Below are 12,711 nucleotides of genomic sequence, written 5' to 3' on the forward strand. Positions count from 1 at the left end.
GGGCCTGAAGATCGGCCCGCACACACTTTTGCGCTGCCTTCCAGGAGTCATGTCATGAGCGATATCCAGCTGTTACCTGCCGTGGTCGAGTTCCTCGCCAGGCCCCATGGCCATTTCATCGATGGCCAATACCAGGCGGGTGAGGCGGGGCCGTCAGTCGATATCCACGACCCCTCCAGCGGCACAGTCATCAGCCGGGTTGCCGAGGCCAGCGAGGCGGAAGTAGCACGTGCGGTGCACAGTGCCCGGCAGGCCTTCAAGGGCAGTTGGGCTGAGGTTTCGCCTTATCAGAAAGGCGTGGTGCTCAACCGCTTGGCTGACCTGATCGAGGCCAATGCCGAGGAACTGGCACAGCTCGAGACCCTGTGTTCCGGCAAGTCGATCAACCTCTCGCGGGGGTTGGAGATCGCTCAAAGTGTAGTCTTCCTGCGTTATTTCGCGGGTTGGGCGACCAAGATCACTGGGCAGACCATGACCCCGTCGCTGCCTTCATTCGGTGGCGAGCGCTACACCGCCTTTACCCTGCGCGAGCCGGTGGGCGTGGTCGCGGGGATCGTGCCGTGGAATTTCTCGGTGATGATCGGTATCTGGAAGATCGCCTCTGCCTTGGTAACCGGTTGCACAATCGTGATCAAACCCAGCGAATTCACGCCGCTGACGCTGCTGCGCATCGCCGAACTGGCGGTCGAGGCAGGGGTGCCGGCGGGGGCGTTCAACGTGGTCAATGGGCGCGGGCAGGCCGGCCAGCGGTTGATCGAGCACCCGCTCGTGGCCAAGGTCGCGTTCACAGGCTCGGTGCCGACCGGTATCGCCGTCGGCAAGGCCGCGATGGCGGCGAACCTGACCCGCGCCACGCTGGAGCTGGGGGGTAAGAACCCGGCAGCGTTGTTGGCCGATGTGGACGTGGACGGCGCCGTGGCAGGCATCCTGCAGACGGCCTTCGTGCACCAGGGGCAAGTGTGCGCTTCGCCGGAGCGGGTGTATGTGCACCGCAGCAAGGTTCAGGAATTTACCCGCAAGCTGGGTGAAGCGCTGGGGCAGTTGAAGATTGGTTCGGCGCTCGACCCCGACGCCCAGTTCGGCCCTTTGGCCAATGCTGCGCACCTGCAGAAGATTCTCGGCTTCTTCGAGCGTGCCCGGGCCAGCAACACGGTGGTTTATGGGGCGAAGGCGCTCGACCGGCCGGGCTACTTCGTCGAGCCTACGGTGGTGCTGGCCAATGACGCCAGTGACCCGTTGCTGCACGAGGAAACGTTCGGCCCGATCGTCTGTGTGCTGCCGTTCGACGATGAAGAACAGTTGCTAGCATTGATGAACGATAGCCCCTATGGCCTGACCGCCAGCCTGTGGACCAACGACCTGTCCAAGGCGCTGCGGCTGATCCCGCAGATCGAAGCGGGCACGGTGTGGGTCAACATGCACACCTTCCTCGACCCGGCGGTGCCGTTTGGTGGGTCGAAGGCATCGGGGGTAGGGCGTGAGTTTGGCAGTGCGTTCATCGAGGATTACACCGAGCTCAAATCGGTGATGATCAGGTACTGAGCAAAGCTAGCAATCGTTTAATCGTGTAGGAGCAGCCTTGTGCTGCGAAGAGGCCGGTGACACCAGCAAATGCTCACTGTGTTATCACCGGCCTCTTCGCAGCACAAGGCTGCTCCTACAACGCGGGGGCTCTAGAATGGTCTTTTTACCCGAGCCCGCAACGCCATGTTGGCCATCGAACTGCTGCCGACTACCGCTGATCAGGCCCCTCTGATCCGCAACGGGCTACTGCGTTGCTATGCGCAAGACTCGCCCGCCTTCATTCGGCAAAGGACAGTGCAGCAAAATTTTGTGAACCACTTCACAAAATCCGAGTGACCGGCATAATGCCATCACCTCTGTACAAGACCCGGTCGCGTAGCGCCGGGGTCCTTTTCGTGCCCGTCGAAGGTTCAGGTTAATTTCATGTCGCTAGTCGCAAGCCCCGACATCATGTATCGGCTGTTGATCCAGAGCGTGGTGGACTATGCCATCTACCTGCTCACCCCCGAAGGCATTGTTGCCAACTGGAACCCCGGCGCCCAGCGGGCCAAGGGGTACCTTGCCGACGAGATCGTTGGCCGGCATTACTCGTTGTTCTACAGCGAGGCCGAACGGGCTGCCGGGCTGCCCGCGCATAACCTTGAGCAGGCGCGATGCACGGGGCGCTTCGAAGAGGTTGGCGTGCGGCTGCGCAAGGATGGCTCGGCCTTCCATGCGCATGTGGTGATCGACGCGGTGCATGACGATGACGGCCGTCTGGTGGGGTTCGCCAAGGTCACCCGCGACATCTCCGAACGCCACCAGCAGGAGCTGGAGCTGCTAAAAGCCAAGGAACTGGCCGAACAGTACAGCCAAGAGATGGCCAAGCTGTCGCAGTTTCTCGACTCGGTCATTGCCAACATCCCGGCCAGTGTCATGGTCCAGGACCTGGAGAGCCAGCGCATCCTGCTGGCCAACCAGCAGGCCGAACGCCTGTTTGGTGTGCCGGGTTCGAGCATGATTGGGCAACTGCCTGCTCAAAGCCTGGCGCCGGCCGCCGCCGATTACCTGGAGCAACAGCTCGCTCGCGGGGCACGCAGCACCAAGGGCTATGCCGCCGAAACCCGGGTCGACACCCAGTGCGGGCCACGCACCCTGCGCAGCCGTACGCTGCTCAGCCAGCACCGCGAGGGCCAGGCCGACTATGTGCTGTTCGTGGCCGAAGATGCCACTGAAGAGTTGGCGGCCCACGCGCAGATCCACCATATGGCGCACCACGATGCCCTCACCGGGCTGCCCAACCGCACGCTGTTCCATGAGCGTTTGCGCCAAGCCTTGGTACGCGGTGATGAGAACGCCAAGCTGACCGCTGCCCTGTGCCTGGACCTGGACAACTTCAAGAACATCAACGATTCGCTAGGCCATGCCTTCGGCGACAAGCTGCTGCGTGAACTAGGCAAGCGCTTGCGCCGCGAACTGCGCGAGCACGACACGTTGGCCCGCCTGGGCGGTGACGAGTTTGCCATCGTGCTCACGGGGCTGGATGGCCGTGATGCCGCGTGCAATACCGCGCAGCGCCTGATCAATGCCATTTGTCCGCCGTTTCAGATCGAGGGGCATCAGTTCACGGTGGGTGTGAGTATCGGCGTGGCGATCGCCCCGGACGACAATGACCAGGCCGAACAACTGCTGGGCTATGCCGACATGGCGTTGTACGAAGCCAAGCGCAATGGCCGCAACCGGTACGAGTGCTTCAATGTCGAGCTGGATGTCGCCGCCCGCCAGCGCCGCCTGGTGGAAACCGACCTGCGTACGGCGCTGCACCTCGGCCAGTTGCAGCTGCACTACCAGCCGGTGGTCGACCAGCAGACCAGCAGTGTGACGGGGTATGAGGCGTTGCTGCGCTGGGAGCACCCGACCCGCGGCATGGTCATGCCCATGGACTTCATCCCCATCGCCGAAGAGACCGGGCTGATTCACGAGCTCGGCATCCGCGCGCTGAACCTGGCGTGCCAGGAGGCGGCCAGCTGGGACAGCGAACAGACAGTGTCGGTCAACCTGTCCCCGGTGCAGTTCAAGAATGCCAACCTGGTTCACACCGTGGCTTTGGCCCTGTCTGATTCGGGCTTGCCGGCGCGGCGCCTGGAGCTGGAGATCACCGAGTCGGTGTTGTTGGGCAACAGTGAGGAGAACGTGCGCACCTTGCGGGCGCTGAAAGACCTGGGTGTGTCGATTTCGCTGGACGACTTCGGTACCGGGTATTCGTCGCTGGGGTATTTGCGTTCGTTCCCGTTCGACCGGATCAAGATCGACAAGTCGTTCGTGCATGACATGTGCGACAGCCGCGAAGCCATGTCGATCATCCGCGCCATTACCGACCTGTCCAACAGCCTGATGATCAAGACCACGGCCGAGGGTGTGGAGTCAGAAGAGCAGATGCGGCGCCTGGCGGCAGAGGGATGCTCGCACTTCCAGGGCTACCTGTATGGGCGGCCTGTGCCGGCGAGTGAGCGGTTGAAGCAGGTGGCGTTGTTGTGGGGCTAGGTGCGCCGGGGCCGCTGCGCGCCCCATCGCCGGCAAGCCGGCTCCCACAGGTACAGCGTTGATCGCGAGGTGCGCGCAGTTTGTGGGAGCCGGCTTGCCGGCGATGGGGCGCACAGCGGCCCCGGTCATGCTCAGCTATTCCAGTCAGGCGCAAAGTCGGGGCTGACCACGCGCTGATCCTTCGGCAAACCCGCAATCAATGCCCGGTCTTCATCATCCAGCCGCACGTCAAGCGCCGCCAAATTCGCCAACTGGTTCTCGCGGCTGCTGGCCTTGGGGATCACGGCGACGCCGTCCTGGTCGAGCAACCACTTCAGTGCCACCTGGCTCGGCAGGACGCCATGCTTGCGGGCAATCGCCTGGATTACCTCTTGTTGCGCCGCCTGCCCGCGTGCCAGCGGAGTGTAGGCCGTGAGCAGCAAGTCGTGGCGGCGCGCATAGTCGAGCAACGGCTGCTGGTCGAGCAGCACGTGGTACTCCACCTGAATGGCCGACAACGGCGCGCCCAGCGTCTCGACCACTTGGCGCAGCAGGCCAAGCGGGAAGTTGGCGACGCCAATGCTGCGCGCCTTGCCTTCGTCACGCAGGGCTACCAGGGTCTCGATGCTGCGGGCCAGGTCCCAGTCCTTGCCCGGCCAGTGGATGTGGAACAGGTCGACCTGCTCGGTGCCCAGCACGCGCAGGCTGTCTTCCAGCGACTGACGCATGGCCTTCGGGTCCAGGCGGTCCCACCAGACCTTGGTGGTCAGGTGGATCTGCTCGCGTGGCACGTCGCTCTCGCGCAGGGCTTGGCCCACGGCCGCTTCATTGTTGTAGGCGGTGGCGGTGTCGATGTGTCGGTAGCCCAGGTCCAGAGCTTGGCGCACGGCCTGGGTGCACTCGCTGCCGGTCATCGGCCAGGTGCCCAGGCCGATGCAGGGCAGGTCCAGGCCGTTAGGGGTGGTGAGCCTTCGCATGACAGTTCCTTGTAGTGGTTACAGAGTCCGTAGGGGATGGTCTTCGATCAGCCCGGCGCGGACCATGCGCGGCGGGGCGAAAGTGGTCGATCAGCGAACGGAAATTGCGTTTGGCCTGGACAAGCGCCAATTGAACTTCCTTATCCTCGTCTATCTCTTCTAGAATTCGAGCTGTTTCATCCGCCAGGCCAGCCCTGTGCGGCTTTCCCTGGGCGCAGCATCCGGCCGCGCCGCCGTCGAGAACGCCATGAGTTCCAGCACACCGCTGTCCGGAGTCAACCAACCGCTGCGTGGCATCGCCCTGGTGGTGGTGGCGACGTTCCTGTTCGCCAGCCACGATGCCCTGTCCAAGTTCCTCGGTGGCCTGTACCCGATCATCATGGTGGTGTGGGCGCGTTATGTGGTGCACACCCTGCTGATGGCAGGGATCTTCCTGCCCAAGTCTGGCCTCAATGTACTGCGCACCCGTCGCCCGTTGTTGCAGACCCTGCGCGCCCTGAGCCTGCTCAGCACCAGCCTGCTATTCACCACCGGCCTGCAGTACCTGCCACTGGCGGAGGCCACGGCAGTCAACTTCCTCGCGCCTGTGCTGGTCACGGCCTTGTCGGCACCCCTGCTCAAGGAGCGGGTGACGGTGGGGCAGTGGGTGGCGGTGGTAATGGGCTTTATCGGGGTACTGGTGGTGGTGCACCCCGGTGGTGCGATGTTCACGCCAGCGATCCTGTACCCCTTCGGCTCGGCGCTGGGCTTCTGCTTCTATCAGTTACTGACGCGGATTCTGGCTGCCCATGACAGCCCCACCACCAGCAACTTCTATGCAGGGCTGTGCAACACCCTGGCGATGAGTGCACTGGTGCCGTTTTTCTGGGAGGTGCCGCGATGGGACCACGCGCTGTTGATGCTGGCGCTGGGTGGTTTCGGCATGACGGCCCACCTGCTGTTGACCCAGGCGTTTCGCCATGCCGCACCGGCGCTGCTGGCACCGTTCAGCTACTGCCAGATCGTGTTTGCCGGGCTGCTCGGGCTGCTGTTCTACAGCCAGGTGCCAGACAGCCTGAGCCTGGTGGGGATCTCGATCATTTGTATCAGTGGCCTGGGCGCGGCGTGGATGCAGCGGAGCAAGTGACGCGGCCTGGGTTCATGGCGATGCCATGAACTGCAGGATCCGCTCACGCAACCAGCGCTCGGCCGGGTCGTTGTCCTGGGCGCCACTCCAGACCATCGACAATTCTGCCTCGGTGATTTCGAAGGGCGCTGGGTCGGCGCGCAAGCTGCCGTCATCGGCCAGGGCGCAAGCGGCGTAGTCCGGCACCGTGGCGATCAGTTCGGTGTTGCGCAGCAGCGCGCGCAGGCTGCCGAACTGCGGCACGGCCAGCACCACCTTGCGGCAACGGCCGATACGCGCTAAATCCAGGTCGATGTTGCCGCTCATATCGCCAGAAAACGACACCATCACATGCGGGCGGGCGCAGTACTCGTCGAGGGTCAGTGGCCCCGGTCGATCGTCGGCGCGCAGCACGCGCACGCCAATGTCGCGCAATTTGCGGCGCTTGGCGTTGGCCGGCAGGTCGGTGGTGTAGCTCACGCCCACCGAAATCTCGCCGCTGGAGAGCAGGCCTGGCATCAACAGGAAGTTGGCCCGCCGCACCACCACGCTGATTTCCGGTGCCTCTTCGCGCAAGGCTTGAAGCAGGGCAGGGAGCAGGCCGAACTCGGCGTCGTCCGAAAGCCCGAGGCGGAATACGTTGCAGCTGCTAGCGGGGTCGAACGCCCGCGCACGACTGATGGCGGAAGAAATCACATCCATGGCCGGCCCCAGCTCGGTGAAAATCTGCATCGCCCGTGGCGTGGGCTCCATGGCCCGACCGTTGCGGATCAGCAGCGGGTCGTCGAACAGCTCGCGCAGGCGGGCGAGGGCGGCGCTGACGGTGGACTGGGTGATGAACAGTTTTTCGCCGACGCGGGTCAGGTTGCGTTCGATCATCAGGGCTTCGAACAGCACCAGCAGGTTCATGTCGACGCGGCGCAGGTCGTTGCGGTTCATGGGGCTTGGCTCACGGGGTCTGAGGGGATTGGCGCTGTATTGAAACACGGCGCAGGCCCGATTGCCTTGTATGGATGTGCGGGCTTTTTCGCGGTGCAAGCCCGCGCCCACAGGTAGATCCAAGCCCCTTACCAAACCTGTGGGAGCGGGCTTGCCCCGCGAAGAGGCCGCCACGGCAAAACGCTGACAGAGCCAGCCTATTACCCCGTAATACTCGCTCTATTAGAAGTCTGCCCAAGCTCGGCTAGTCTTTCCCCTGGCCCTGTGAATTCCGCGGCCGGGGCGCGCCTGAGCACCTGTGTTCAAGACCGTAGCGCCCCGCCGTGACAGCTTCGCAAGCCCCGTGTCGGCAAGAGACCGACCAGACCTGATGAGGGGTAGGCACGAGCCCAAGCGCTCGGCTGATAGAACACCTGGCATAGACCGGAAATCTGGATAACCGACCCAAAGGTACCCACAGATGTCGAACGAATCGAAATGCCCGTTCCATCAAACCGCAGGTGGCGGCACCACCAACCGTGACTGGTGGCCTGACCAGCTCAACCTGAGAATCCTTCACCAACATACCGCCAAATCCGATCCGATGGACCCGGATTTCGACTACGCCAACGCCTTCAAGAGCCTCGACTTTCAGGCCCTGAAGCAAGACCTGACGGCCCTGATGACCGACTCCCAGGACTGGTGGCCCGCCGACTTCGGCCACTACGGCCCGCTGTTCATCCGTATGGCCTGGCACAGCGCCGGGACCTACCGTATTGGCGATGGCCGCGGTGGCGCCGGTTCCGGTCAGCAGCGGTTCGCCCCGCTCAACAGCTGGCCGGACAACGTCAGCCTGGACAAGGCCCGGCGCCTGCTGTGGCCGATCAAGCAGAAGTACGGCAACAAGATTTCCTGGGCTGACCTGATCGTCCTCACCGGCAACGTCGCGCTGGAGTCCATGGGCTTCAAGACCTTTGGTTTCTCTGGCGGGCGCGCCGATGTGTGGGAGCCCGATGAAGACGTGTACTGGGGTTCGGAAAAGGTCTGGCTGGGCGGCGACACGCGCTACGGCAAGGAGCAGGTCAAGGCACAGGAACCCGGCCAGGGTGACCTGGTGGCCGAGCCCGCCAAGCACGGCGAAGAACAGAGCCGCAACCTGCAGGCCGAGCGCAACCTGGAAAACCCGCTAGCTGCCGTGCAGATGGGCCTGATCTACGTAAACCCGGAGGGCCCAGAAGGCAACCCCGACCCGGTCGCTTCGGGCAAAGACATCCGCGAAACCTTCGGCCGCATGGCCATGAACGATGAAGAGACCGTGGCGCTGATCGCCGGTGGCCATGCGTTCGGCAAGACCCATGGCGCAGGCCCTGCCGACAATGTGGGGGCCGAGCCCGAGGCTGCGGGCCTGGAGATGCAGGGCCTGGGTTGGGCCAACAAATTCGGCTCCGGTAAAGGCCCCGACACCATCACCAGCGGCCTGGAAGTGACCTGGACCTCGACGCCGACGCGCTGGAGCAACGAGTACCTCAACAATTTGTTCAATTTCGAGTGGGAGCTGACCAAGAGCCCGGCCGGTGCGCACCAGTGGCGGCCGAAGGAAGGCAAAGGCGCAGGCACCGTGCCGGATGCCCATGACCCCAGTAAAACCCATGCGCCGTCCATGCTCACCTCCGACCTGGCGCTGCGCTTTGACCCGATCTACGAGCCGATTGCCCGCCGCTTCAAGGACAACCCCGACCAATTGGCGGATGCCTTTGCCCGTGCCTGGTACAAGCTGATCCACCGCGACATGGGCCCGCTGGCGCGCTATCTCGGGCCAGAAATGCCCAACGAGGAATTGCTGTGGCAAGACCCGCTGCCTAAAGCCGACCCGGCGTCGCTGGGCGAGCAGGATGTCGCTGCGCTCAAAGCCAAGATCTTGGCTTCAGGCTTGAGCGTGGGCGAGTTGGTATCGACCGCTTGGGCCTCCGCCTCGACCTTCCGTGGCTCCGACAAGCGCGGTGGTGCCAATGGTGCACGCTTGCGGTTGGCACCGCAGAAAGACTGGGCTGCGAACCAGGGCGTAGGCAAGGTCTTGGCAGCGCTGGAGAAGATCCAGAGCGAGTTCAACAACGGTGGCAAGAAGGTCTCCCTGGCCGACCTGATCGTGCTGGCAGGTACCGCCGCCGTGGAGAAGGCCGCCAAGGATGCGGGTTACAGTGGCAGCGTCGGCTTCCGCCCCGGCCGCGTCGATGCGTCTCAGGAGCAGACCGATGTCGAGTCGTTCGCCGTGCTGGAACCGTTGGCCGATGGCTTCCGCAACTTCACCAAGGACCGTTACAGCGTCAAAGCCGAGAAGCTGCTGTTGGACAAGGCCCAACTGCTGACCCTGACGGCGCCCGAGCTGACCGCGCTGATCGGCGGCCTGCGTGTGCTGGGCGCCAACCATGGCGGCAGCACGGACGGGGTGTTCACCGACAAGCCGGGTACGTTGAGCAACGACTTTTTCCGCAACCTGCTGGACATGGGCGTGGAATGGACGCCGACGTCAGCCGACAACGAGCGGTTTGAAGGCCGGGACCGTAAGACCGGGCAGGTTAAATGGACGGGCAGCCGTGTTGACCTGGTGTTCGGTTCGCATGCCCAGTTGCGGGCGTTGAGCGAGGTGTATGGCAGCAGCGATGGCAAGGACAGGTTTGTGAAGGCCTTCGTTGCGGCTTGGGTAAAAGTGATGGAGCTGGACCGCTTTGATCTGAAATAAAGCGTGCCTGAAACCTCACAACCCTTGTAGGAGCAGCCTTGTGCTGCGAAGAGGCCGGTACAGAGAGCCGCAATTCGGGCTGCCTGTACCGGCCTCTTCGCAGCACAAGGCTGCTCCTACAAGTCGGTGGCCATCCCGCCAATTCCAGGTCGGATAGATACAAAAGCGTCCTCGTTCGTTCTGTTGCAATGCTTCTCAGGCGGCCGGCCTGAAACAGCGTGCTCACAACGACAAGGAACCCGACCATGCACATGCCAAAAACCCTGAAGATCCGCAACGGCGACAAGGTCAAAGCGACCTTCTCCGCTCAGGAATACGCAGCCCGCCACGCCCGCCTGCGGGCCTACATGGCCGAGCAGGACATCGAAGCGGCGATCTTTACCTCGTACCACAACGTCAATTACTACAGTGATTTCCTCTACTGCTCGTTTGGCCGCCCCTATGCACTGGTGGTGACCCAGGACAGAGTCGTCTCGATCAGCGCCAACATCGATGGCGGCCAGCCTTGGCGGCGCACGGTCGGCACCGACAACATCGTCTACACCGACTGGCAACGCGACAACTTCTTCGTCGCCATTCAACAAGCGCTGCCGCTGGCCTCGCGCATCGGCGTGGAATACGACCACCTCAACCTGCAAAACCACGCCAAGCTCGCCGCCTGCTACCCCAAGGCCGAGTTGCTGGACATCGGCGCCCCGTGCATGCGCATGCGCATGATCAAGTCCGCAGAAGAGCAGGCGTTGATCCGGCACGGCGCGCGGGTGGCCGATATCGGCGGCGCGGCAGTGGTCGAGGCCCTGCGTGAGCATGTGCCCGAGTACGAAGTGGCGCTGCACGCCACCCAGGCGATGGTTCGCGAGATCGCCAAGTCTTTCCCCGACGGCGAGCTGATGGACACCTGGACCTGGTTCCAGTCCGGGCTCAACACCGACGGCGCGCACAACCCGGTCACCAGCCGCACGGTGGGCAAGGGCGAGATCCTCAGCCTCAATTGCTTCCCGATGATCGCCGGCTATTACACCGCCCTTGAGCGCACCTTGTTCCTCGACCATTGCCCAGATGATCACCTGCGCCTGTGGCAGGCCAACGTCGAGGTACATGAGGCTGGGCTGAAACTGGTGCGCCCGGGCATGCGCTGCAGTGACATAGCCCGTGAGCTGAACGAGATCTTCCTGCGCCACGACCTGCTGCAGTACCGCACGTTTGGCTATGGCCATTCGTTTGGGACGTTGAGCCACTATTACGGTCGCGAGGCGGGGCTTGAGCTGCGCGAAGACATCGACACCGTGCTGGAGCCGGGCATGGTGGTGTCGATCGAGCCGATGATCATGCTGCCCCAAGGGCGACCGGGTGCTGGCGGCTACCGCGAGCACGATATCCTCATCGTCAACGACAGCGGAGCCGAAAACATCACCAAGTTCCCGTACGGGCCGGAGCACAACATCATCCGCAAATGATGCTCGGTGCCGGCCCCTGTAACAGCGGGTTTACCCGCGAAGGGGCCGGCACTAACAACAATAAAATCACTGTATGGCCACCAGACCCTGCCTCCAATTAGAAGAACCAGAGGGTACCCGTCATGTCCAGCACCACCCTGAACGCCTCAACCCTCGGCAACGTCGCGCACAGCGCCGAACGCCAGGCCCTGCGCAAGGCCGCGCGCGCCAGTTTCATGGGCAACTTCGTCGAATGGTTCGACTACGCCGCCTACGGCTACCTCGCCACCATCATTGCCGCCACGTTCTTCCCGCAAACCGACAAGACCACCGGCCTGCTGGCGACCTTCGCAGTGTTCGCCCTGTCGTTTCTCGTTCGCCCGCTGGGCGGCGTGGTCTGGGGCCACTTTGGTGATCGCCATGGGCGACGCAACGCGCTGTCGTTGTCGATCCTGATCATGTCGATCTCGACCTTCTGCATCGGCCTGCTGCCTGGCTATGCGCAGATCGGCCTATGGGCACCGTGCCTGTTGCTGCTGATACGCCTGGTGCAAGGCTTTTCGGCGTCGGGCGAATACGCGGGGGCATCGGCCTTCCTGGCCGAATACGCGCCCCAGGGGCGGCGTGGCCTGTACACCAGTATCGTGCCGGCCAGCACGGCAGCGGGGTTGCTGTTCGGTGCGGCGTTTGTGGCGGTGCTGCATGAGCTACTCAGCACCGAGGACCTGCATAGCTGGGGCTGGCGCCTGCCGTTCCTGCTGGCTGCACCGTTCGGGCTGGTGGGCCGTTACATCCGCATGAGCCTGCAGGACACCCCCAAGTTTCTAGAGATGGAGCAGCGTCTCGAGAACAAGGCCTGCATGACCCCGGCACCGATTCGCGAATTGCTGACCCAGCATCGCCGCAGCCTAGGCATCGGTATCGGCGTGACGTGCCTGAATGCGGTGGCGTTCTACCTGCTGCTCAGCTATATGCCGACGTACCTGTCTACTGAGCTGGGCATGACCGAGCGAGATGCCTTCATTGCCTCGACGGTTTCATTGGCCACTTACATCGGCCTGATTTTCCTGATGGGGCGGCTGTCGGATCAGTTTGGCCGCAAGACCATGCTGGTGATCGCTTCGCTGTTGTTTTTGGGGCTCACCGTGCCCTTGTTCACGTTGCTCGATGGGCAACCGCTGCTGGTGATTCTGGCCATCCAGATTCTGTTTGGCGCGATGCTGGCGATGAACGATGGGACCTTGCCGTGCCTGTTGGCCGAGATCTTCCCGACGCGGGTGCGCTTCAGTGGTTTTGCCTTGAGTTTCAACGTGGCCAATGCCTTGTTTGGTGGGACGGCGCCGTTCATTGCCACCTGGTTGATACAGGTGACCGGCAGCAAGCTGGCGCCGGCGGGGTACCTGTTGGCCGCAGCACTGGTGGCGCTGGTGGCGATGCTGATGTGCCGGGAGACGGCGCATGCAGCCCTGAAGGATTGATTCAATTTGTGCCGGCCTTTTCGCGGGCAAG

General features: G+C 63.2%; 8 protein-coding genes. 6 read left to right on the forward strand and 2 right to left on the reverse strand.

Going from position 1 to position 12,711, the window contains the following annotated elements:
• Positions 1 to 54 precede the first annotated feature (54 nt).
• Both LOY53_RS10615 and LOY53_RS10620 read left to right on the forward strand, forming a co-directional pair.
• Positions 55 to 1,542: an aldehyde dehydrogenase family protein gene (locus LOY53_RS10615; RefSeq protein WP_258703986.1), complete on the forward strand. Its 1,488-nt coding sequence runs from the start codon at positions 55 to 57 to the stop codon at positions 1,540 to 1,542.
• Between the two features lie 405 nt (positions 1,543 to 1,947).
• The gene (locus tag LOY53_RS10620) at positions 1,948 to 4,047 is read left to right on the forward strand and encodes a bifunctional diguanylate cyclase/phosphodiesterase (RefSeq protein ID WP_252823679.1); all 2,100 of its coding nucleotides are present in this window, start codon (positions 1,948 to 1,950) and stop codon (positions 4,045 to 4,047) included.
• Positions 4,048 to 4,178: 131 nt separating this feature from the next.
• On the opposite strand, the gene LOY53_RS10625 is transcribed toward LOY53_RS10620, so the two are convergent.
• Positions 4,179 to 5,003: an aldo/keto reductase gene (locus LOY53_RS10625; protein ID WP_099453760.1), complete on the reverse strand. Its 825-nt coding sequence runs from the start codon at positions 5,001 to 5,003 to the stop codon at positions 4,179 to 4,181.
• 247 nt (positions 5,004 to 5,250) lie between these two features.
• On the opposite strand from LOY53_RS10625, the gene LOY53_RS10630 reads away from it, so the two are divergent.
• Positions 5,251 to 6,129: a DMT family transporter gene (locus LOY53_RS10630; protein ID WP_027595346.1), complete on the forward strand. Its 879-nt coding sequence runs from the start codon at positions 5,251 to 5,253 to the stop codon at positions 6,127 to 6,129.
• A 12-nt stretch (positions 6,130 to 6,141) separates the two neighbouring features.
• On the opposite strand, the gene LOY53_RS10635 is transcribed toward LOY53_RS10630, so the two are convergent.
• Positions 6,142 to 7,047, reverse strand: a complete 906-nt coding sequence (locus LOY53_RS10635; RefSeq protein ID WP_252823681.1) for a LysR family transcriptional regulator — start codon at positions 7,045 to 7,047, stop codon at positions 6,142 to 6,144.
• Between the two features lie 460 nt (positions 7,048 to 7,507).
• Here LOY53_RS10635 and katG point away from each other — a divergent pair, with 460 nt between their 5' ends.
• From katG to LOY53_RS10650, 3 genes are all read left to right on the forward strand, one after another.
• Positions 7,508 to 9,766: a catalase/peroxidase HPI gene (katG, locus tag LOY53_RS10640; RefSeq protein WP_258703987.1), complete on the forward strand. Its 2,259-nt coding sequence runs from the start codon at positions 7,508 to 7,510 to the stop codon at positions 9,764 to 9,766.
• A 245-nt stretch (positions 9,767 to 10,011) separates the two neighbouring features.
• Positions 10,012 to 11,223, forward strand: coding sequence for a M24 family metallopeptidase (locus LOY53_RS10645; protein ID WP_252823685.1), 1,212 nt, complete (start codon positions 10,012 to 10,014; stop codon positions 11,221 to 11,223).
• Between the two features lie 122 nt (positions 11,224 to 11,345).
• Positions 11,346 to 12,680: an MFS transporter gene (locus LOY53_RS10650; RefSeq protein WP_099453764.1), complete on the forward strand. Its 1,335-nt coding sequence runs from the start codon at positions 11,346 to 11,348 to the stop codon at positions 12,678 to 12,680.
• The last annotated feature ends 31 nt before the right edge of the window (positions 12,681 to 12,711 follow it).

Source organism: Pseudomonas sp. B21-031 (assembly GCF_024748985.1).
In the GTDB taxonomy this organism is placed as follows: domain Bacteria; phylum Pseudomonadota; class Gammaproteobacteria; order Pseudomonadales; family Pseudomonadaceae; genus Aquipseudomonas; species Aquipseudomonas kermanshahensis.

What these genes read in the sequence shown, in the direction of transcription:
- LOY53_RS10645 (WP_252823685.1), top strand. Translation starts at nt 10,012, where the DNA reads ATGCACATGCCAAAAACCCTGAAGATCCGCAACGGCGACAAGGTCAAA.
- LOY53_RS10635 (WP_252823681.1), bottom strand. Translation starts at nt 7,047, where the DNA reads ATGAACCGCAACGACCTGCGCCGCGTCGACATGAACCTGCTGGTGCTG.
- LOY53_RS10625 (WP_099453760.1), bottom strand. Translation starts at nt 5,003, where the DNA reads ATGCGAAGGCTCACCACCCCTAACGGCCTGGACCTGCCCTGCATCGGC.
- LOY53_RS10620 (WP_252823679.1), top strand. Translation starts at nt 1,948, where the DNA reads ATGTCGCTAGTCGCAAGCCCCGACATCATGTATCGGCTGTTGATCCAG.
- LOY53_RS10615 (WP_258703986.1), top strand. Translation starts at nt 55, where the DNA reads ATGAGCGATATCCAGCTGTTACCTGCCGTGGTCGAGTTCCTCGCCAGG.
- katG (WP_258703987.1), top strand. Translation starts at nt 7,508, where the DNA reads ATGTCGAACGAATCGAAATGCCCGTTCCATCAAACCGCAGGTGGCGGC.
- LOY53_RS10650 (WP_099453764.1), top strand. Translation starts at nt 11,346, where the DNA reads ATGTCCAGCACCACCCTGAACGCCTCAACCCTCGGCAACGTCGCGCAC.
- LOY53_RS10630 (WP_027595346.1), top strand. Translation starts at nt 5,251, where the DNA reads ATGAGTTCCAGCACACCGCTGTCCGGAGTCAACCAACCGCTGCGTGGC.